Here is a 22,252-nt window from a genome sequence, read left to right on the forward strand (position 1 = left end):
AAAACGATAAGACAATGGTAACACATATATTGAAATTGATTAAGGCACAGTTCCGTAGCAATAGCTGGGTGCTGGCAGAACTGCTGGTCGTATTTGTCGTACTGTGGTTCATGGCGGATTATTTCCTGATGCAGGGTATTCAGATGAACCGTCCGATAGGTTTCAAGCTGGATAATGTTTATCAGGCAGTCGTTTCGATTCGCCCGGCGGAAAGTCCTTCGTTCATCCGGTATGAGGAGGGAAGCGAGGAGCCGTTGCATAACTTCGAACGCATCATCGAACGCATCGAGCGGCATCCGGATGTGGAAGTAGTGGGGGTATCGTATTATTCGCTGCCTTATACGCACTCCAATATGGGAGACGGGATAAGGAGGGATTCTACTCATTTGGATGTACGGTCTATGCTGGTATCACCCGGCTATTTACAGGTATTCGGTATTCGTTCGGCTACAGGGGAGTCTTCGGAGGAGCTGGGAAAGAAGTTGCCGGATATGCTGAACATGACAGATATGGCAATCTCTGCCGGAATAGCAGAAGAGCTTTTTGGACGTACTGATGTGATCGGAGCGGAACTGTATGGATATGGCGATTCGATACCCAGGCATGTAGTGGCCGTAACAGAACAGCTACGTAACGATGAATACGATCTGATACATCAGAATACACTCTTTACCCGTTTGGATTTGCCTTTGTTTCAGAGGAAAATGGGTGAAAGTGATTTTACGCGGATACAGGTTACATTCCGGACGCGTCCGGGGATCTCTTCTCCCGACTACGGACAGCAGTTCCTGAAAGAGATGAAACGTCAGTTGACAGCCGGGAATTATTGGGTGTCGGACGTGGTAAGTTACCGGGATATACGTGCCGACTTCCTGGCTAACTCGAAGGAAACCAACAACCGGAAGCTATTCTCCGCACTGGGTGTTTTCTTCCTGGTAAACGTCTTCCTGGCTGTGATCGGTACTTTCTGGTTCCGCGTGAACCGCCGGCGCAGTGAACTAGGATTACGTATGGCGGTCGGTTCCACCCGTTCGGGCATTCAGACGCTGATGATCGGGGAGGGAGTGGTTCTGCTGACACTTGCCGCACTCCCGGCCTTGCTGGTCTGTGCGAACCTGGTCTGGATGGATCTCCTTTCCGCTACGGTGATGCCTGCCGGTACGCTACGTTTCTTTGTCGTCAGCCTGATTACCTGGGCGACGTTGGCATTAACGATCATCCTGGCAACCTGGTATCCGTCGCGCAAAGCGTCGCATCTGGAACCTGCCGAAGCCCTGCACTATGAATAAATCTTGTTCAAAGTCTATATTAGGGGACGCAGACGACGCAGATAACGCAGAGTTTCGCAGACTAATTAATATTCTTATCAGCGTTCTTCTGCGCTCTGTCTGCGTCGTCTGCGTTCCCTAATACGAACTGTATATACAAATATAAACAACAAAAGCTATGTATAAACAATACTTCAAACAAGCCTGGAACCTGATGAAGCAAAACCGCTTCTACAGCGCGGTCTATATCATCGGTACCGGACTGGCTATCTCGATGGTGATGGTCATGGCGATCGTGTACCATATCCGTACCGCCGATATCGCTCCCGAAGTGCATCGCGGCAAATATCTGTATGTCGACCAAATGAAATATGAACGGGGGAAAAGCAGCTCTACTTTCTTCTGGGGCATCCGTTCTGCTAAAGAATGCCTGATGCCGTTGAAGTCGGCGAAGGAGGTGGCACTGATGACCAACACGGCCATTACAAGCATGCTTCATGGCGATACTTATGTACAGATTCCAGGGGGAGACGACCCGCAGAAGGTACAGGTGATGGGGACGAACAATAGCTTTTGGCGCCTCTTTTCTTTTTCATTTATCGAAGGGAAGCCGTTTAGTGAGGAAGAGTTCCAGTCGGGTTTCCCCCGCGTGGTCGTTTCCGAATCGCTGGCACGCCGTATTTTTTCGATGGCGACCGGTGTGACGGGAAAAAGCATCCTGCTCGATGATACCGAATATTCCGTCAGCGGTGTGGTGAAAGATATCTCTGCCGTTACACCGTCCGTTTATGCCGATATGTGGATGCCTTATACTTCCATACCGCTGGTTATGGCGGCCTCCAACGAACGCGATGTGTCGGTCGGCTTGCTGACGGTCTGTATTCTGCCTGTCGACGGGATGGGAGCCGATGAGGTGAGCCTTGAACTGGAAGAAATGATCGACCGTTATAATACGACCCTGGCCGACGGAAAGCTAAGTATGATGAACGGGGTGGAGACGCATCTGACGCATGTGGTCCGCCAGTTTGTGATGGGTGGCTCCGTGACTGCGGTTTATCTGATACTCCTGTTTCTGATCCTGCTTTTCATGCTGATCCCGGCTCTGAACCTGTCCGGTCTGAACGCTTCACGGATGCAGGACCGTATTTCCGAACTAGGTGTGCGGAAGGCTTTCGGGGCACGTAAGAACCGACTGTTGACACAGGTACTGATAGAAAACTTGTTGCTGATGCTGCCGGGCGGATTGGTTGGACTACTGGTCTCTTATGGGATGGTCGCGCTTTTCCAGCAGTTGCTGCTTACTCCGGGTATCATTGCCATGATACAGGGCAGTGTGCAGATGGAACTGACATTCGGAATGCTGTTGAGTCCGGCCGTGTTCGGCTATGCCTTCCTGGTTTGCTTCGTCTTGAACCTGATGTCGTCGATGATTCCTGCCTGGCGTGCGATCCGTGTGAATATAACTGAGTCATTAAACCACAATTAAAGAGATAGATATGCTGTTACATATACTGAAACTGATCAAGACACAACGCCGCAGCAATACCTGGGTGTTTATCGAACTACTTGTCGTCTTTGTACTGCTTTGGTACGCCGTCGACCGGATGATGATGAACCGGATAACACAGGCGCAACCGATGGAATATTCATTTGAAAATGTCTATAAGGTGACGCTGGCAGTGCGTCCTTCAAGCAGCGCTTCCTATATTGCCTACGAAAAGGGAAGCCAGGGGGCGGGAGAGGATTTCATGCGTATCATCCGCCAGTTGGAGGCACATCCCGACGTGCAGGTGGTGGGCATGGCAAACGGGGCTTCGATGCCTTATACCTATATGTCCAATTCGGAGACTTACTTTCAGGAGAAAGATTCTCTTTTCCGGAATGCCTTTGACTTCAACGTTACACCCGGTTATTTTCGTGTATTCGATATACATACGGCTGATGGCGGTTCATCGGATGAGCTGGCATCTGCTATTCAGGAGGGTATCCTTATCAGTGAGCCGATGGCGATGGAATGTTTCGGTTCGACGAAGGTGGACGGCGAGGAGTTGCTTATCCTTCAGGATGATACCTTTCGTTTTCGTGTGAAGGGAGTGACGGGGGCTGTGAAACGCGAAGAGTTCAGTCAACCGCCTTCGATTGTCTTTAAAGAGATGAAGGAACGGAGTATCCTCAGGATGGGTGAACAGGAGCTGGGGAAGATGCAGATCTGTTTCCGGGTTCGTCCGAATGTCGCGGCGGAAAGTGCTTCCGAATATGCCGTCCGTTTTAAGAAAGAGATGAAACACCGGCTGGCGGCGGGAAACTTCTGGCTGGCGAATGTTCAATATTATCCCGATGTACGTACGAACTATCTGGCGACCTCGATGAATACGGGTGGGCAGAAGTTGGACGTTGCCATTAACCTCTTCCTGCTGATCAATGTCTTTTTGGCTGTGATCGGGACATTCTGGTTCCGTGTGAACCGCCGCCGTAACGAGCTGGGGATTCGCATGGCTGTCGGTTCTACCCGTCTCCGCCTGCAGCAGTTGCTGATTGGTGAAGGATTGATGATACTGACCATTACTGCCGTACCTGCCTTGCTGATTTGTGTGAATGTGGCCTTCGCCGGCCTGCTGAGCACGGAAGTCATGGAGGTGACTGCCGGGCGCCTGTTGCTTGTCAGCTTGCTGACATGGCTCTTGCTGGCTGTTATTATCATTTTAGCTGTCTGGTATCCGTCCCGCAAGGCAGCACATCTGGAACCGGCGGAAGCATTACATTATGAGTAAATTATTTTAAGAGTAGAAACCATGTATAAGCAATATTTTAAACAAACGATACAAATGATGAAAGAAAGTCCCTGGCTCACTTTCATCTCCATATTCGGTACGGCCTTGGCGATATCGTTCATTATGACGATCATCATCAGCCATCAGGCAATGTACAAGAATATAGCTCCGGAGACCGCCCGCGAACGGACGCTTTATGTCAAATGGGTCGGCGTGCAGGATAAACTGACTGAGAGTACCCAGGCGAACGGTTATCTGTCGCTGAAGACGATCCGCGAGTGTTTCCAGTCGCTGGAGATACCGGAAGCGGTGAGCATCACTTCGCCGGCACAGTCACGCCTGGCAACGGTTCCCGGTAATCCGGGTGAACGCTGTTTCGTGCTCTTTACCGACGATGTATTCTGGAAAATCTGTTCCTTCAACGTGCTGAGGGGAAATCTCTATACCAAAGCCGAGTTTGATGCCGGTATCCGGAAAGTGGTGATCAGCGAATGGCTGGCACGCCGGATGTTCGGTACGATCGATCAGGTGGTGGGCAAGACCATACAGTTTAGTTTTATTACCTATACGGTCTGTGCCGTGGTGGCGGATGTCACGCCCCGTACTACTTTCTCCTATGCCCATGCCTGGGTGCCTTTTACCGCTGCCGGTATTCCGGAGATAAAAGGTTCGGAAAATATCATGGGGCATTACAAATGTATGATCGTTGCCCGTTCGTCGTCCGACTTCGATGAGATACGCGACGAGATCACCCGGCAAACGGAACAGTATAATAATACGCTGGTTGATCATAAAGTCTATTTCTATGACCAGCCCGATACGAAATATGTGGAAGAGATGCGCTTCGGACCGGGGATGCCCAATATGCAGTCTATCTATCTCAGTGCCATCCTCCCGATTCTGATCGCCTTGTTGGTACCTGCCATTAACCTGTCGGGATTGACCTTGTCGCGGATGCAGGAGCGGGTGAGCGAACTGGGCGTACGTAAAGCTTTCGGCAGTACACGGGCGGGATTGCTCGGACAGATCGTGTACGAGAATATCGTGGTGTCGGTGATCAGTGGGATGCTGGGGTTATTGCTCTCTTATTGGTTCCTTTATCTGCTGAAAGATTCGATGTTCACATCGTCTACCTATTTCGGCATGGATGTGACGGCGGAGGTTCCGGTATCGGCTCTGATCCGTCCGGAGGTGTTCCTGATCGCCTTCCTGTTCTGTTCTTTTCTGAACCTGCTGAGTGCCTGCGTTCCCGCGTGGCGTGTGTCGTCGATACCTATTGTTGAATCGTTAAAAGGAGAATGAGGAGGAACATATAATGATCAAACACCTGTTTACAATCATATGGAATCAGCGCAAGAGGAATATCTGGATCCTGACGGAACTGATGTTAATATCTGTCTGCCTGTGGTACGTCATCGATTATATGAGTGTGCTGTCCACGATAGTCCGTACCCCGCTGGGATTTGATATTGCGGATACCTACCGCGTCGATATCAAAGAACGTACCCCGGAAAGCGACGGCTATATCGATCCCGAAACGAAAGAAACGACTACCGGAGCTGACCTGCTGACAATCATGGAGCGTATCCGGCAGTATCCGTCCGTAGAAGAAGTATCTATGTCGATCGGCTCTCAGCCGTATGCTTCGACGGGATATACCAGCCAGGTCTATTACAGCCGCCTGTTCTATAAAGATACGGTGGGGGTGACTATGCAACGATATAAAGTGACACCTTCTTTCTTCCGTGTTTTCCGTATAGAGCGCGAAAGCGGGAACGGTCCGGCGTTGGCGGATGCACTCGACGTACATTCTATCATCTTGTCTGCCAATGGCGCCGAAGAGTTGCTGCCGGGAGAAAGTGCTACGGGTAAGAGCCTGCAGATCGGGAAGGATGGTTACTTTAAAGAGGTGAAGGCGCTCTGCATACCTATCCGCTGGACGGAATATGAGAAGAGCAGACCTTGCTATTACTCCTTATTGTCGGAAGATGAGATAGCCGGTGAGCTTGGTTCGGGCAACCTGGAGAATATGGAACTGTGTATCCGTATCCGTCCCGATGCCGCGGCCCGTTTCAGTGAGGATTTCCGCCGGGATATGGGAGCGCAACTGTCGGTTGGAAACCTTTACCTGATGGATGTCCGCTCTTCTTCGCTGATAAGGGAAGCAATAGTGAGTCCGGTGGGAAGTGATATCCGGATGCGTCTGAACTTGTTGATTTTCCTGAGTATCAATATCTTTCTGGGAATCTCCGGTACATTTTGGTTCCGCACGCAGCATCGCTGGGGAGAGATGGGGTTACGTGTAGCCCTGGGCTCCACCAGGCATGGCCTACGGGCATTGCTGATAGGTGAAGGGCTGGTCATGCTTGCTTTGGCTATGCTACCCGCCGTTGTTATCAGTTTCAACCTGGGGATAGCCGAACTGGTCAACCTTAATTGGGCGGACTTTACCGCTGTCCGTTTCCTGACGGGGATTGCTCTGACCGGCTTGCTCATGGCATTGATGATCATCTCGGGTATCCTGTATCCGGCATGGCGTGCCGTGAGAATGAAACCGGCGGAAGCCTTGCGTTATGAATAAACTATCTCGTACGGGCGGTTCGCGAACCGCCCTTGCATAAACAACAATAACGACTATGTATAAACTCTATTTCAAACAAGCCCTGGCCATGCTGAAGGAGAATAAACTCCTCAGCCTGATCTCCATTCTGGGAACAGCTTTGGCTATCTGTATGATCATGGTGATGGTGATCACTTACGAGGTGAGGGTAAATAACTATTCGCCGGAGGACAACCGCGACCGGACCATGTATGTGCGGTGGGGCGGACGTGACTTTAAAGGTGCAAATCATGGTAACGGTTACCTCTCCCTGAAAACGATCCGGGAATGTATCCAGACAATGGAAACGCCGGAAGCCGTCGCCATCGTTTCCCCTTGGCGTAGCCAGCTGGCTTCCATCCCGGGAGGGCAGGAGAAGAAAGATTGCCTGATGCTGTTTACCGACGATGTGTTCTGGAAGATATTCGACTTCGACTTTGTGGCCGGTAGCCCGTATACGAAGGAAGAGGTGCAGTCGGGTATCAAGAAGGTCGTTATCGCGGAGTCGCTTGCCAATCGGCTTTATGGTACTTCTGATGCGGCTGGCAAGACGATCATGATCAGCTATAAACCCTATACCGTCAGTGGCGTAGTGAAGGATGTGTCTACGATTGCCAAAGCATCGTATTCCGAAGTATGGGTGTCTTATTCGGCGCAGCCTTTCCCCGACGATACCTGGGCTGAGAGTATAACCGGGTGGTATCAGGCCATTATCCTGGCACATTCCTCTTCCGATTTCGAAGCCATCCGGCAGGAACTGGATAGACAGCTGGTTCGTTACAACAGTTCGCTGGCCGACTACAAACTCACCCTGTACGACCAGCCCGATACCCATCTGGAATGGGAGATCAAAGGGTTGGGAGCTATGGGGCCTGACAAGACAAAGACCATCCTGCAATATATGCTGGTGATCGTTATTCTGTTGCTCGTACCTGCCATTAACCTGTCGGGGATGACCTTGTCGCAGATGCGGAAGCGCATGTCGGAGATCGGTATCCGTAAGGCATTCGGAGCTACCCGGGGAACGCTGATGGTACAAATCCTTTCGGAGAGTATGCTGCTGACCCTGCTGGGAGGTATCATCGGATTGTTTATCTCTTATATAGCTATCTGGCTGATGCGTACCTGGTTATTGAGCAACAGTTTTGCTTCTATCTCTTCTGTCTTTGGAGGCACGCCGGCGTTGTCGGTGACGGAGTTGCTTAACCCGGTGATATTCCTTTATGCCTTTGTGTTCTGTCTAATACTGAACTTGTTGTCGGCGGGAATACCGGCTTACCGGATGGCCCGGAAGAATGTGATGGAAGCGTTGAACGAATACTAAACTCATACGAAGATGATCAATCATATATTAAAACAAATATGGAACCAGCGGAAGAGTAACGGCTGGTTGTTCGGTGAACTGTTGCTTGTTGCCGTTAGCTTGTGGTACATAGTCGATTTTTTGCTGGTGACACTGTATGCTTTCAATGCTCCTATGGGGTTTGATATCGACCATACCTATAAGCTCCAGTTCAGTGCACGCGAAGAAGGTGCCGAAGGGTATCTGTCCCCCGAAGAGCATCCAGCAGTTGTAGGCGAGGACCTGTGGGATGCGATGAACAGACTCAGGCTGCATGCGGGGGTGGAAGCTGTTACTTTGTCGAGATTCGGTGTACCGTATAACAATATAAACAATTATATGTCTTTGGGACGTGATACGGTAGTGGAGAAGACGGCTTGCCGCATCTATTACGTAACACCGGAGTATTTTGATGTCTACCGTATCCCTGCGGCACCGGGAAGTAACCGGCAGCCGGGAGAGGGGGTGACTGCCAATAGCATTGTCCTGACAAAAGATGCAGCCGATAAGATATTCGAGGGGGAGGATGCCTTTGGAAAGATTGTCTATTCCGGTGATAATACCTGGACGACTAAAGTAGGAGCCATCTGCGGGACTGTGCGTGGTTCGGAATTCAAGCGACCCAGACCGAATGTTTATCTCTGTATGGGGGAAGGGGATATAAAAACGATAAATGCCGATTTCCTTCCTTGGGCCGAAGTCTCGGTAAGGGTAAAACCGGAAGCGGACAGGGATTTTGCCGATACCTTTATGAAAGAGAATAGTAATCAGGTGGAGATTGGAAATCTTTATCTGCAGAGTATCACACCCCTGTCTGTTTTACGGGAGGACGGCATACGTGACGGCAAAGGAGAGATGAATACCCGTTTGTCTATCCTGCTCTTCCTGCTGATCAATATATTTCTGGGGATAGTCGGTACGTTCTGGTTCCGTACCCGTCAGCGGCAGGGGGAAATGGGACTTCGCATGGCATTAGGTTCTACTCGCAACCAACTGCGGAGCACTGTCCTGGGAGAAGGCATCTTGTTGCTGACTCTTGCCTTTATTCCGACGGTAGTGATCTGTGTCAATATCATGTTGGCGGATCTGACGAATACGGTGCTGATGGATAACACGGTCCTCCGTTTTGTCGTAGGCATGCTGATCACTTACCTGTTGATCGTAGGGATGATCATTGCCGGAATCTGGTATCCGGCCAATGAGGCAGCACGCCTTCAGCCGGCGGAGGCTTTACATTACGAGTGATTATTTCTCATATAAATTACATTAGCCACGTAGAGCTAATAAAGCCCGGATCTGTAGCGAATACATGTCCGGGCTGTTTTTTGTCTGTGCCGTGTGGCGTCAGAAAGTCATCGAGGCATAAATACCGAAATGCTTGTCACCGGCAAGCGGGCTGAGTGTCAGGTTGTGCTTTTGGGCGAACGGACGGGTAAAGATATAGGCACTGCCGATACCCATAGCGGCTCCGGCTGCCACGTCCCACCAGTCATGTTTCTTGGCATACGTACGGCTCCAACCTACATAGGTAGCTACGGCATATGCCGGAATTCCCCATTTCCAACCATATCTGCGTTGGATAAAAGCTGCTCCGGTAAAAGATACCGAGGTGTGCATGGAAGGGAAGGAATGGTTGTCGCTGCCGTCCGGACGTTCTTTCTTGATAAGATACTTCAGGGCATACGTCATTCCGACGGTACTTACACCAGCCAGTGCTCCTTGCTTCAATCCTTGCCAGTCCTGTAAGATCAATACCGTCGCCAGGCTGGCTGCCGGAGTCAGGCAGGCAAGTACGTCGCCCGAGGTGCGGACGGCTTTCCGGCTACCGCTTAACTTGACTTCTTGTGCATGACCGTTGAAACAGGCGATAAAGGCCAGGAGGAAGACAAAGAGATAGGTTGTACGTTTCATATATTTATTGTTAGTGCAAATATAGAAACGGAGGTTACCAGAACTTATTGTTCTCGGCACTGTACTCAAAGCCGGCAATTGCCAACTTGTGGACAAGCATATCTTTGTCTACGTCCATTTTACTACATAATTCATCGAGTGATGCATAACGGTCGCGCAGTTTCATGTTGACTACGCTGAAGAGCATCATCGGATCTTCGGGAAGTTTCATTGTTCTCATCATTTAAATTAAATAACTGTTATTGATTCTATTTTGTTTAAAACGCCTGGTTTCAGCATAAAGCGATTAGTTTAGGGAAAAAGATAATTCCGCCTACGATTGCGGCGGCAATAGCTATGATCAATACGGCTCCCGCCGCCAGGTCTTTGGTTCGTTTAATGGCTTCACTGTATTCCGGCGAAACGAAGTCCGCTATCGCTTCCAGTGCCGAGTTGACTGCTTCGGCAGCCAGTACGGCCCCGATCACGATCACGACAGCGATCCACTCCATTTCTGACAGTCCCAGCAAAATACCGGCAACAACCACACAAACAGCAACAAAACAATGTATCCAGGCATTATGTTCCCGGGTAATCAATAAACGTATCCCATTGAAAGCATACCGGAAACTCCGTAGCCGTTTGCGGAAAGTAAAACCGTCGTTTTTCATCTGTTTATCCTGTTGAGGTGACAAAGATAGGTATTTTTTATGATTCAGTATCCTCTTCCTCTGTCAACGGTCCCAATTCCGGAATGATCGCACGAGCTTCGCGGTCGCTCAATGTATCGACATCTTTCAGCTTTCGCTGGATAGCGCGGGTACGGGTACCGAGAACTTCTTCTATCTGGCCGCTGGCCGTTTGCAGGTTCTTTTGTGCTTTCTCCAGCATGCCGCTCACCTTTTCGAACTCCTTTTTTACGGCACCGAGAATGGTCCATACTTCTCCCGAATGTTTCTGGATAGCCAGTGTGCGGAAACCCATTTGCAAACTGTTCAGGATGGCGGCAAGCGTAGTAGGCCCCGTTACAACCACTTTGTAAGTACGCTGTAACTCTTCCATTAAAGCAGAACGGCGTACCACTTCGGCATAAATACCTTCGAACGGCAGGAACATGATGCCGAAATCGGTCGTCGCAGGCGGAGCCAGGTATTTGTCGGAAATATCTTTAGCCATCTTCTTGATCGTCGTTTCCAGTAACTTCCCGGCAGCCTCGATCGCCTGCGGATCGGCATTGTCGTAGGCATCCAGCAACTGTTCGTAGATATCTTTCGGGAATTTGGCATCTATCGGAAGATAAACGTATTCGCGTATATCATCCCGTCCCGGCAACTTGACGGCAAATTCGACGACAGCATCCGAACCTTTACGGGTATGAACATTGGCCTCATATTGTTCCGGAGCCAGTATCTGTTCCAGCAACATACTCAGTTGTATCTCTCCGATATTCCCCCGTGTCTTGACATTGCTCAATACCCGTTTCAGGCCGCCTACATCCTGTGCCAGTGTCTGCATTTCCCCGAGTCCTTTCTGTACACTCTCCAGTTGTTCGGTGACCAGGCGGAACGACTGACCGATCCGGTCGTTCAATGTTTTTTGTAATTTCTCGTCTACCGTAACACGGATCTCCTCCAAACGTTTTTCGGTGTTTGCTACCAACATGCGCTGCTGTTCGTCCAGGTTGGCGAACTTTTCCCGTTGCAGGTTGTTAAAGGAAGCGATCCCCCGGTCGAAAGCTTCCCGAAATTCGTTCATGGAACGGGTCAGCTCTTCCCTGTTATCGCGGGCAACGATGCGGCCTTCTTCGCGGTTCAGGCGGAAGTCCTCCCGGAAGTTTTTTTCAATGCGTTCGAAGGAACGCTGCATTTCATCCAGCAGGCGTTTCAATTCGTTTTGTGTATCGGTATTGTCCTTTTTAGGACGGAATAAGATCTGTAAAACAATGATGATAAGTAATGTACAAATAATCAACCAATCCATGTCATTCAATTTTGCGTCAAAGATAGAAAAACTGTTCTCTGAACAAGTAATTAAAAAGAGTTAAAAGGAAAAACATTATTCTTTAACTTTTGTTTTAGTCATACAAAGCCGCTTATATTTGTGAGCCGCTTTTAACGTAAAACATAAAATACTACAAAGATGGCAAAAATAACATTTAAAGGTAATGAAGTAAATACCAACGGTACATTACCGGCAGTTGGAGCAGAGGCTCCGGATTTCAAAGGAGTAAAAAGTGATCTATCGGAATTATCTCTCAAAGAATTGAAAGGTAAGAATGTTGTAATTAACGTATTTCCCAGTCTGGACACTGCTGTGTGCGCCGCTTCGGTGAGACGTTTCAACAAAGAAGCCGCTTCTTTACCCAACACTGTGGTACTTGCCGTATCAAAAGATTTACCTTTTGCACATGGACGCTTCTGTACGACGGAAGGCATCGATAAAGTGATCACACTTTCTGCATTCCGGTGTTCATGTTTTGAAGATAAGTACGGGATGCTGATGGTTGACGGTCCGCTGAAAGGTCTATTGGCCCGTGGCGTGATAGTTGTCAACGAAGCAGGTAAAGTGGTTTATGAGGAACTTGTTTCCGAAATTACCAACGAACCGAATTACGAAGCCGCAATCGCTTCGCTAAAAAACTAATTAAGTAGATTATTGTTTTTCATTGGTTAAAGTTAAGGGTTAGTGTAGAAGGCTGTCGGATGTGAATCCCGCAGCCTTCGTTTTTTTAGAGTTTGGTATCTCGGAATTTATTCGTATCATTGCATCAAATTAAATCATCTTATGTGTTCAATAACTTCTAAATTTGGTTTCGTTTACTTTGTGTAACGATAGATAAGAGCCATCTTATCTTTTGAACCTACGTTTCGATTCCCTGTCATGGCTATGGGGAACCCTCTTTTCTACATATTTTATTTTAATTAAAAAGAAGTTATGAATAACTGGAAAAAAGTATTCGCTATTATATGGATCGGTCAGTTCTTTTCTATCCTGACCAGTTCGATCGTTAATTTCGCTATCATCTTATGGCTTAGTTTTGAAACTAAATCGGCTGAAGTATTGGCTTTTGCTGCCATAGCCGCCATGCTTCCGCAGTCGGTACTCGGGTTGTTTGCAGGTATATTTGTCGACCGCTGGAAGAGGAAACGGGTCATGATCATGGCGGATAGCTTCATTGCTTTCTGTACGCTGATCCTTGCCGTCCTGTTCTATCTGGATGTAGCGAAGCTCGGACATGTGTATATCCTACTGGCTTTGCGTTCGGTAGGATCGGCATTTCATATGCCGGCGATGCAGGCTTCCGTACCTTTACTGGCTCCTAAGTCGGAACTGATCCGTATAGCCGGGATCAATCAGATCATTCAGTCGGCCTGTAATATTGCTGGACCTGCTCTGGCAGCACTTTTTATTTCCTTTATGGAGATGACGAATATATTGCTGTTGGATGTGATCGGGGCGGCATTGGCTTGTACTTCGCTTCTGTTTGTAAAGATTCCCGATCCGGAGAATGAAGAGAGAAGTCAAAAGGTACAACTATTGAAGGAAGCCAAAGAAGCCTATACGGATGTGCGTGCGCAGAATGGATTGTCGTGGTTGTTTGTCCTGTCTATCCTGGCTACTTTCTTTATTATGCCGGTCGGTGTGTTGTTCCCTTTGATGACACTGAATCACTATTCGGGGAATGCTTATCAGATCAGCTTGGTCGAGGCAGCTTGGGGGATAGGTGCTTTGCTGGGAGGAGCCTTTCTGGGGATCAAGAAGTTTAAACTGAACGAGATCTCATTGATAAACTGGATGTATCTTCTGCTCGGATTTACATTCTTGTTGTCTGGTGTCCTGCCTGTTTCAGGATATCCTTTGTTTGTCGGGTTGACGGCCATTGGCGGCATATCCGGTTCTCTTTATATGGCTTCCTTCACTACCGTACTGCAAACCCGTATCAATCCGGTAGTGATGGGGCGGGTATTCTCGTTTTATATGAGTGTCAGCCTTCTTCCTTCGATGATAGGATTATTGAGTACTGGTTTTCTGGCTGATAATATCGGAATAGGGAATACTTTTATAATTGGCGGTGTACTGGTCGGGATGATCGGGGTAATTTCATTTTTCGTACCGTCGATAAGAAAGTTGCGAGATAGCTTTATTCCATAACTTGTCAGAGAAGAATCAAAAATACTTATTGTATAAAATGGCATTTATTGTAGATGGTGAATATCTATAATAAATGCCATTTATGACATAGTTCTGATAGAACTAGTGCAAGCCGTACACCAATAAAGACCAGAAATACAATAAGATAAACAAAAAGGAATTGAAAACTACCGCTACTTAAGATTAACTTATTTTCTTAGATTAATTATTAACATTATCCAGCTTAAATATTGACTATTATTAATTTAATTGTTTCAATAAGCTATTTATAATAAAAAATATACTATATTTGCAGCATAAATATAAAATAGTTCTATCAGAACTATGTTTGGTGGTTTAAATCCTTAGAGACGTGAGAATCTGAATGCCATAGAAAATATGTAATCTATAAGTAGTGGTGAGTTTCAGCTCCTTGGATCTAATTCATATAGTTACTAGTATTATTATTAAACAAAAAGCAATTGTTATGTTGAAAATCGCAAGACCAGTCAGCCTTATGCTATTGTCTGTTGCATTATGCTCCGGGGGAGCTTATGCATCCGGTCATACAGCAATTCCCAAAGTTGACATTTCTCAGCAACAAAAAAGTTTGAAAGGGACAGTGAGTGATGATTTCGGCCCTGTTGCCGGAGCTTCTGTTGTCGTAAAAGGTACGACGAACGGAACAGTTACCGATATGGACGGTAATTTTGTTCTGGACGTCAGAAACGGAGATGTGATCCAGATTTCTTTCATCGGTTATCTGACTCAGGAGATTAAGTATACGGGGCAATCTTCTCTGAAAGTCAGTTTGGTCGAGGATACACAAAAACTGGATGAAGTTGTAGTGGTGGGTTACGGAACACAGCAGAAAGCCAACCTTTCGGGAGCCGTGGCATCTGTGGCCAGTGACGAGTTGACCAATCGCCCCATCTCTAATGTATCATCCGGATTGCAGGGATTGATGCCGGGTGTAACGATCACAGCCGGTGAGGGTCGTCCGGGACAGGATGGTAGTAATATCCGTATCCGTGGTGTCGGAACCCTGAACAACGCTTCCCCTTATATCCTGATCGATGGTATCGAAAGCGGTTCGATGGACAGTGTCGACCCTAATGATATCGAAAGTATCTCTGTCCTGAAAGATGCATCCTCCGCAGCCATCTATGGTTCGAAAGCATCTAACGGTGTAATCCTGATAACCACCAAACGAGGTAAATCGGGTGCTCCCCGCATCTCTTACAACGGCTATGTCGGTGTATCGAGTCCCACTGCCGTTATCGACCGTGTAAGTTCGGCCGAATATGCTATGCTGTATAACCGGATCGACGATAACAACGGGCAACCGCACCGGTACAGCGATGAAGATATCCGTCTGTTCCAGGATGGTTCCGACCCATACGGACATCCGAACACCGACTGGAATGATGCCGCTTACCGTACGGGAGTATTGCATAAACACAATGTGAATGTGAGCGGTGGTAATGAGAACACGAAGTATATGGCCTCTGTCGGCTATCTGGGACAGACCGGTATTCTTCCCAATTCGGAACGTAAGCAGTTTAACGGCCGTACGAACCTGGATATGAATATCACCAAGAGACTGACCGTCCGTTTGAATATGGCTTATATCAAGAATGACTATAAAGACCCGAACTCCAACTACGGCGGCGGTTGGTCCGACCAGATCATTCGCCAGTTGAATATTCTGAGTCCGATGATCCCTATTTATAATGAAGACGGAACTTACGGTTCTACGAATGACGGAAACCCTATTGCCTGGCTGAACTCGGGGCAGACGGTCGATAAATACAACCAGAACTTCACTGGTTCACTGGCTGTCGACTATCAGATCATAGATGGCTTGAAAGCAACCTTGTCCGGCTCGTATGTAAATGATGACCAACATTTCAAGACATTTGTTATGAAACTGGCCGAAGATCCGGCGCAGGCAAACCGTCCGAACAGTCTCGAAGAACGTTTCACGAACTGGACACGTTATAACTTCGATGCTTTGTTGAACTACGACAAGACATTCGGTAAACACGGACTGAAAGTAATGTTGGGATACCATACCGAACAATACGATGTACGTTATAATGATATGTATCGCGAAAACTTCCCGAACAATGAACTGGACGATATGAATGCCGGTGCTACCGCAACGCAAACCAACTCCGGTTTTACCCGCGAACTAGCCATGCTTTCCTATTTCGGTCGTGTGAACTACGACTATGCCGGAAAGTATTTGTTGGAAGCCAATTTCCGTTCGGATGCTTCTTCCCGCTTCGCTCCCGGACACCGTTGGGGCTATTTCCCTTCTTTCTCTGCCGCATGGCGTATCAGCGAAGAGAGTTTTATGGAAAATACGAGAGACTGGTTGAACAGCCTGAAGATCCGCGGATCGTGGGGTATGCTCGGTAACCAGGATGCATTGAGTGACGGAACACCTACCGGCGGTGACTTCTATCCCTGGCTGAATACCTATAACCTGGGGGCAAATTATCCGATGGGCGGTTCGCTGACAACCGGTTATTATCAGGGAAGTTATAAGATCGAAGACCTTTCATGGGAAAAGTCGACCACCTGGGGGCTGGGACTGGATGCTATAATCAATGATAAGATCAGCTTCACTTTCGATTATTACGATCGTAAGACGACGGATATTATCATGGAAGTACCTGTGCCGACCGAATTTGCATTGGGAGCTTACAAAGACAATGTCGGTGCTATGCGTAACCGCGGTGTTGAAATCCAGTTGGGTTACAACAATACCTGGGGCGACTGGAAACTGGGCGTTGTCGGTAACTTTGCCTACAATAAGAACAAGATTGAAAACCTGGGCGGTGTAAACCGTATGGCAGACGGCGACTTCATGCGCCAGGTCGGTTCGCCGATCAATTCATGGTATGTGTACAGAACCGACGGTTTCTTCCAGTCGGATGACGAAGCACAGGCCTGGATGGATAAATATGCCGGACAGGACGGCTATCCGTTCGGTCTTAAGTTCAAAGGCGGCGACCTGAAGTATGTGGATACGAACGGCGACGGTAAGATCACGGCTGAAGACCGCGAACTATATAAGACAAAAGACCCGGTGATGACTTTCGGTCTGAACCTGAACGCCGGTTATAAGAACTTCGACCTTACCCTGAACTTTACAGGTGCTGCGAATGTCGGTTTTGCTTATACAAAAGAAGCTTTCGGTGAATTCTCAGGGAGTGCCGGCCACCCGTCGACAGCCTGGTTGGACTCATGGACACCCGAAAATAAGAACGCAAGTATGCCTCGCGTTGCGGAAGCCCGTATGTCACCGAGTGAAGCATCCGTCGTTTTCTCCGATTTCTGGGTAATGAACACAAGCTATCTGCGTCTGAAAACGGCCCAGTTGGGATATACTTTCCCGAAAGGACTCCTGGAAAAAGCAGGTATCCAGAACCTGAGAGTGTATTATTCGGCAGAAAACCTGTTAACATTCGACTCTATGCCGTTGAATGTAGACCCGGAAACTGTAAGTACGCGTTTGTCGAGCTATCCTTTATCGACAACCCATTCATTCGGTGTTAATGTTACCTTCTAAATGATTAATGATTATCTAATATAAGTTGAATTTTATGAAACGATTATCTATATATTTATTGGCCGGAGTAGCTCTTTTGTCTGCCTCCTGCTCTGACTTTTTAGATACAGCTCCACATGATGCCCTGTCGCCTTCCACTACCTGGAAGACAGAGGCCGATGCCGAAAGCTTTGTGGTAGGATGTTATAACGGTTTGTGGGATCCGGGCTCGATCCTGTATCTGGATTGCGGTTCCGATCTGGGGTATAACAACTTCTCCTGGGAAGGATGGCGTCCGTGGGGAGACGGCTCTTTGTCAAGCTCCAATACAGGTGCTTCGTTCTATAGTTTTACCATTATCCGCCGTTGTAATACGGTACTCGATAATATCGATAACGTAGAGTTCAAATCGGAAGAAAAGAAAAAAGACCTGATCGCACAAGCCAAGGCGATCCGTGCTTACAAATACTTCCTGATGAACTGGTGGTATGGCGGTGTGCCTATCATCGACTCTTACCTGACGGCCGAGGAGGCCCAGGTGCCCCGTAATACGGAAGAAGAAGTGCGTAAACAGATCGCTCAGGACCTGGATGATGCCCTGGCCGGTATCAATACGGTTCCTTCCGAACGCGGACGTATTGCCAAAGGTGGCGTTTTAGCTATTAAAATGCGTGAAGCCTTGTATTATGGCGAATGGCAGAAAGCCAAAGAGGCTGCCCAGGCTATCATCGACCTGAAACAGTATGAGCTCGATCCTGATTTCTCCAACCTGTTCAAACTGACCGGTGTCGACTCGAAAGAAATTATCATTGCCGACCAACGTATTCCCAATACCTTCGGTCTGGGTACGATAGGCCAGATGTATAACAACAAGGATGCCGGCTGGTCGTCTATCGTTCCGACTCAGAACCTGGTGGATATGTATGAAATGACGGACGGTAAAACGAAGGAAGAGTCGAGCCTGTACGATGCGGCTCATCCGTTCGCCAACCGCGATCCCCGTATGGAAATGACCATCCTGTTCCCGGGACAGGACTGGAGAGGTGAGGTATTGAATACACTGGACGAACTGACACCGGAAGGCGGGAAGAACATCAACTATCCGACCTATACGGACAATGCTTCCAAGACGGCTCTTACCTGGGCGAAATACCTGGACCCGTTTGAACAATATCCCAATGTATGGAATACCGGAGCTTGTGTGATCGTATTCCGTTATGCCGAGGTATTGCTTTCTTATGCTGAAGCCGAAAACGAGTTGAACGGTCCTTCGGCTCAGGTGTACGACTATCTGGATCAGATCCGTACCCGTGCAGGTATGCCGGTGGTAGACAGGGCGAAGTATGCATCTAAAGACCAATTGCGTGAACTGATCCGCCGCGAACGGGCTGTCGAGTTTGCCGGTGAGGGTTTGCGTCGTGCTGATATTCTGCGTTGGAAAGATGCCAATAATAAAATGCTGGCTGAGACAGTATTGAACGGTACATTGAACCGTATTTCCGGTACTATCGACTACAATGAAACGGATTCTTACAAACGTGCTGTCGTAAAAGGCTCGGAGTTCATCGAAAACCGCCAGTTCTCCGCAAAGAACCGTTACTTGCCGATCCCCCAGAGTAGCATAGATAAGAATCCGAAACTGGAACAGAATCCGGGCTATTGATCTGTGTGATTCTGCGTGCCATTTAATACTTGGAACGCCTTTATATATAGCGGAGGAAGAGTTTTAACCGCTGTCATTTCTTTGACAGTATGGCTGAAAAGCTCTTCCTCACTGTTTATTAGAAAGAATACTACCGAAAACTATTGCTTTTCTCCCGATATTTTATATCTTTAGTCCTGACTTAGTAAAGCCATCCTCTACACCTCGGCAGACCACGGTGTACACTTTATCCGATTATCCTATACACCATAATCGACTATCCTGTACAGGCTGATATTACCGGATTGTAACCTTTGATATAGAAGGTGGTAAGCTATGATATAACTAGTAGTAATATTAAATCTAAAAGAAAGGGAACCGCATGGCTGTAAAGTACAAACTCACGAAAATCAATGACAATATTACCAATAAAGAGCAGGTGAAGTACTCAGTAACCACCGTAAGCAACGGTAATGTTAATCTCGACGCCCTGGCAGAACAGATGGCCGATGCCAGCACCTTCAACTATGGAGAAGTGAAAGGAATGATCGAAAACCTGACCCGTATGATTGCATTTCATCTGAAAGATGGCTATACCGTTACAATAGACGGTTTGGGTACGTTCAGTATCACCGCCCAACCGAACCGGGAAGTGGAAGTTCCTTCTAAAATACGTGCCGAATCGATCAAATTGAAAAGTATCAGCTTTAAACCCAGTCCGAAACTGAAAGAAAAGCTGAGTGATATTGAATTCACGAAGCTGAAATAATCGTTTATACATAAAGTTTTGGGAATTTATCTGTCATCTGCCACTATTGTTGGTAGATGGCTGAAAGATATTTTATTAGGTGTGGCAGATGATGAGGTGCTATCTGCAACAGCATCTGTTATCTGTCACACACCTCAAATAAAATAAAGGGTATTTATGAAAGTAACACAAATGAAAGGTGATGGAAAGTCGCTGAAAAATATAGAGTTGGATGCTGTAATGGCAACGATGGCCAATGAAGAGTATAGCAGAGAAATAGCATTGTTGAGAGAGTCACTGAAAAGCATAATGCCTGGTCGCAAAAATGTCCATGCCGATAAGATCCCTGTTTTACTGTTTGCTGCTAAGTTCAGGAAAAAAGAGAATGAACTGTATTTCAGCTCGTACAATGGAGTCGTTTTGGTACAGGTCAATAATCTGGCAGATCGCCGGGAAGTGGAAAAGATAAAGAAATTAGCTTCTGAAGCTCCGCAGACGCTGGCGGCTTTTACCGGATCAAGTGGGAAAAGTGTGAAAATACTGGTTCTGTTTACCCTGCCGGATGGTTCTTTGCCGCAAACGAAAGAGTTGGCAGAATTGTTTCATGCAGCAGCCTGCCGGCGTACGGTGAATTATTACCGTGGTCAGTTACAATGTGATATTCCGTTTGAAAATCCGTCTTTGGAGCAAGGGTGCAGGTTCTCGTATGATCCGGAACTTTATTATAATCCTTCGGCTATCCCATTGACATTGGAGCAACCGATGCAGCTGTCTTCTGAAATTACCTACAGGGAGGCGGTTGAGAAAAATGAAGACCCATTACTGCGATTAATGCCGGGTTATGAGCGTAGCCATATTATTTCCCGTTTGTATAATGCCTGTGTACAGGATGCGTTGGACAAGACCGGAGGGCTGGATGAAGGGAGAGAGGTCAGGCCTTTTCTGATCCGGTTGGCTGAAAACTGTTTCCATTCGGGTATCCCGGAAGAAGATGCTGTTCGTTGGACGATGATATACCAGGATCTGACCTTTTTTGAAGAGGAAATAAGGGAAACGATACATACGGCTTATCAATTATCCAGGAATTTCGGGAAGAAGTTTATTGTATCCCAGGAACAATTGATGGCTGTTAAAACGGCTGAGTTTATGAAGCGGCGTTATGAATTCCGGCGTAATATGCTGACCGGGGAGGTCGAGTTTCGTGCCCGCGGATCTTATTATATTCAGTTTGCTCCGATAACAGATACCGTATTGAATAGTATCGGGTTGAATGCTCAGGCGGAGGGGTTGGCATTGTGGGACAGGGATGTGAAACGGTATGTTTATTCGGATCGCGCACCGGTCTTTCACCCATTGGATGATTTTCTGGATCATTTGCCTGTCTGGGACGGAAAGGATCATATTCGTGCTTTGGCAGATACATTGCCGACTGCTAATCCGGATTGGCGCGATTTGTTTTATATTTGGTTTCTGAGTATGGTTATGCATTGGCGCAGGCGCGAACATTTGCATGCGAACAGTTCGTTGCCATTGTTGGTAGGTCCGCAGGGATGCGGCAAGTCTACCTGGTGCCGGAATTTGTTACCTCCTTCCCTGCGTCTATATTATACCGATAGCATTGATTTCGGGAACAAGCGAAATGCGGAGTTGATGTTAAGTCGTTTTGCACTGATCAATATCGACGAGTTCGACTCGGTTAGTTCCGCTTATCAGAGTTTTTTGAAGCATGTCCTTCAAAAGCCGGTAGTCAATGCCCGTCAGCCTTATAAGCGGAGTGTCGATGCGCTGCATCGTTATGCTTCTTTCATTGCGACCTGCAATAATTACGATTTATTATCCGACCCGACCGGAAGCCGGCGTTTTATTTGTATTGAAATAACAGGTACGATCGATCATTCGTCTACGGTAAATTACGAGCAATTGTATGCACAGGCATCAGCCGCTTTAGCTTCCGGAGAGCGTTACTGGTTTACTTCCGAAGAAGAGTTTTCGACGACAAAGAATAATGAGGCTTTTCAGCAAATGCCTGTCGAAGAACAATTGCTTTTGCAATATTTCCGTCCCGCTTTGCCGGATGAAGATTGTGAATGTTTTTCTCCGATTGAAATAATCCTTTATCTGCAAAAGATGAGTGGTGTGAAGTTGGGGAATAAACGGTTATCTTATTTCGGTCGCCTGTTACAGAAAAACAAGTATCCTTCCCGGCGTACCCGACGCGGTACTTGCTATTCTGTCGTAAAAATAAAGTAAAGGGGTGACAGGTGGCAGATGCGGTTGCAGATAAATAGTTGAGTCTGCAACC

Annotated in this window: 17 protein-coding genes; 13 read left to right on the top strand and 4 right to left on the bottom strand. The window is 47.6% G+C overall.

The annotated features are described in order from the left end of the window. Positions 1 to 14 precede the first annotated feature (14 nt). From IEY67_RS20775 to IEY67_RS20805, 7 genes are all read left to right on the top strand, one after another. Entirely contained in the window at positions 15 to 1,289 is a 1,275-nt protein-coding gene (locus tag IEY67_RS20775) for an FtsX-like permease family protein (RefSeq protein WP_183672254.1), read from the top strand. 157 nt (positions 1,290 to 1,446) lie between these two features. Then, complete coding sequence (locus IEY67_RS20780) at positions 1,447 to 2,754, top strand: ABC transporter permease (protein WP_183672255.1); 1,308 nt, start codon at positions 1,447 to 1,449, stop codon at positions 2,752 to 2,754. A gap of 10 nt (positions 2,755 to 2,764) precedes the next feature. Beyond that, entirely contained in the window at positions 2,765 to 4,039 is a 1,275-nt protein-coding gene (locus IEY67_RS20785) for an FtsX-like permease family protein (protein ID WP_183672256.1), read from the top strand. A gap of 54 nt (positions 4,040 to 4,093) precedes the next feature. After that, entirely contained in the window at positions 4,094 to 5,341 is a 1,248-nt protein-coding gene (locus IEY67_RS20790; RefSeq protein ID WP_229801152.1) for an ABC transporter permease, read from the top strand. Positions 5,342 to 5,354: 13 nt separating this feature from the next. Beyond that, complete coding sequence (locus IEY67_RS20795) at positions 5,355 to 6,620, top strand: ABC transporter permease (RefSeq protein WP_183672258.1); 1,266 nt, start codon at positions 5,355 to 5,357, stop codon at positions 6,618 to 6,620. Positions 6,621 to 6,675: 55 nt separating this feature from the next. Continuing rightward, positions 6,676 to 7,962 (top strand): ABC transporter permease, encoded by a 1,287-nt coding sequence (locus IEY67_RS20800; RefSeq protein ID WP_183672259.1) that lies wholly within the window; start codon positions 6,676 to 6,678, stop codon positions 7,960 to 7,962. 12 nt (positions 7,963 to 7,974) lie between these two features. After that, positions 7,975 to 9,225 carry an ABC transporter permease gene (locus IEY67_RS20805; RefSeq protein WP_183672260.1) on the top strand — a complete coding sequence of 417 codons (1,251 nt, stop codon included), beginning with the start codon at positions 7,975 to 7,977 and terminating at the stop codon, positions 9,223 to 9,225. Between the two features lie 99 nt (positions 9,226 to 9,324). Here IEY67_RS20805 and IEY67_RS20810 read toward each other — a convergent pair whose 3' ends face one another. The 4 genes from IEY67_RS20810 to IEY67_RS20825 all read right to left on the bottom strand — a co-directional run bounded on the left by IEY67_RS20810 (position 9,325) and on the right by IEY67_RS20825 (position 11,850). After that, positions 9,325 to 9,891: a phosphatase PAP2 family protein gene (locus IEY67_RS20810; protein WP_183672261.1), complete on the bottom strand. Its 567-nt coding sequence runs from the start codon at positions 9,889 to 9,891 to the stop codon at positions 9,325 to 9,327. 34 nt (positions 9,892 to 9,925) lie between these two features. Next, complete coding sequence (locus IEY67_RS20815; RefSeq protein ID WP_122352368.1) at positions 9,926 to 10,102, bottom strand: DUF4250 domain-containing protein; 177 nt, start codon at positions 10,100 to 10,102, stop codon at positions 9,926 to 9,928. Positions 10,103 to 10,163: 61 nt separating this feature from the next. Beyond that, positions 10,164 to 10,541: a diacylglycerol kinase gene (locus tag IEY67_RS20820; protein WP_183672262.1), complete on the bottom strand. Its 378-nt coding sequence runs from the start codon at positions 10,539 to 10,541 to the stop codon at positions 10,164 to 10,166. A 37-nt stretch (positions 10,542 to 10,578) separates the two neighbouring features. Beyond that, on the bottom strand, positions 10,579 to 11,850 hold the full coding sequence (locus tag IEY67_RS20825) for a DNA recombination protein RmuC (protein WP_183672263.1): 1,272 nt from the start codon (positions 11,848 to 11,850) through the stop codon (positions 10,579 to 10,581). Between the two features lie 159 nt (positions 11,851 to 12,009). On the opposite strand from IEY67_RS20825, the gene tpx reads away from it, so the two are divergent. From tpx to IEY67_RS20855, 6 genes are all read left to right on the top strand, one after another. Next, positions 12,010 to 12,513, top strand: coding sequence for a thiol peroxidase (tpx, locus tag IEY67_RS20830; protein ID WP_122363330.1), 504 nt, complete (start codon positions 12,010 to 12,012; stop codon positions 12,511 to 12,513). A 291-nt stretch (positions 12,514 to 12,804) separates the two neighbouring features. Next, positions 12,805 to 14,022 (top strand): MFS transporter, encoded by a 1,218-nt coding sequence (locus IEY67_RS20835; RefSeq protein ID WP_183672264.1) that lies wholly within the window; start codon positions 12,805 to 12,807, stop codon positions 14,020 to 14,022. Positions 14,023 to 14,488: 466 nt separating this feature from the next. Next, positions 14,489 to 17,581 (top strand): SusC/RagA family TonB-linked outer membrane protein, encoded by a 3,093-nt coding sequence (locus tag IEY67_RS20840; RefSeq protein WP_183672265.1) that lies wholly within the window; start codon positions 14,489 to 14,491, stop codon positions 17,579 to 17,581. Between the two features lie 34 nt (positions 17,582 to 17,615). Beyond that, positions 17,616 to 19,223, top strand: coding sequence for a RagB/SusD family nutrient uptake outer membrane protein (locus tag IEY67_RS20845; RefSeq protein ID WP_183672266.1), 1,608 nt, complete (start codon positions 17,616 to 17,618; stop codon positions 19,221 to 19,223). Positions 19,224 to 19,584: 361 nt separating this feature from the next. Then, positions 19,585 to 19,971 (top strand): HU family DNA-binding protein, encoded by a 387-nt coding sequence (locus tag IEY67_RS20850; protein WP_183672267.1) that lies wholly within the window; start codon positions 19,585 to 19,587, stop codon positions 19,969 to 19,971. Between the two features lie 156 nt (positions 19,972 to 20,127). Further along, positions 20,128 to 22,200 (top strand): BT4734/BF3469 family protein, encoded by a 2,073-nt coding sequence (locus IEY67_RS20855; RefSeq protein ID WP_183672268.1) that lies wholly within the window; start codon positions 20,128 to 20,130, stop codon positions 22,198 to 22,200. The last annotated feature ends 52 nt before the right edge of the window (positions 22,201 to 22,252 follow it).

Source organism: Parabacteroides faecis (assembly GCF_014647375.1).
In the GTDB taxonomy this organism is placed as follows: Bacteria; Bacteroidota; Bacteroidia; order Bacteroidales; family Tannerellaceae; genus Parabacteroides; species Parabacteroides faecis.